General features: G+C 37.4%; 1 pseudogene. It reads right to left on the reverse strand.

What is annotated here, in order from left to right:
- Nucleotides 1–323 (reverse strand): annotated as a pseudogene (locus tag ACS8FD_RS22485) (hypothetical protein); the annotation flags it as partial.
- Nucleotides 324–601: the final 278 nt, after the last annotated feature.

The following is a 601-nucleotide window of genomic DNA, read 5'->3' on the forward strand; positions in this document are numbered from 1 at the left end:
GGCTCATCATATAAAAGACCGATACTAAAGGTATCATTGATATCTGCTTTTACGCCATAACGGAAAAAATCATAAGATTCAGCAATATCACCAGTGTCACCACCTTCAACATAAGTATTACTGCTAGGCACATTATTTGCGCTATCTCTACCACTAACGTCAGCATCAATGTAAGTATAGACAGCTTCGGCATAAACGCCATCTTGGAAGAAAGCTGTGACATCTTGACCCGAGCGATCAAGGCCAGCAGCGCTTGTTACGCTGGCTACAGAAAGCGTTGCGATTGCTACCGCAAGTGTTTTTAAATGAAAGGTAGTGCGCATTATATATCTCCAAACGTCCTCGTTGTTTTACCGTCACTATAATCAGTAGGTCAGGATAATCTCCTTCCATACCTATTATTTAAACGGTCTCCTAATTTGAATAGTAATGGCTTTCTCACACTAAGACAACACTTAAAGCACTTTATTTCTTAAATATGACTGGACAGTTCTTAATTATTATTATGCACTTAAGCGAATATTATTAATATTTTTCTAACCGAATAACTTATGCATACCAACTTCTTGTCAACCAAATTTATACTGTCAAGAACGCTTTT

This window comes from Psychrobacter sp. 1U2 (assembly GCF_051847575.1).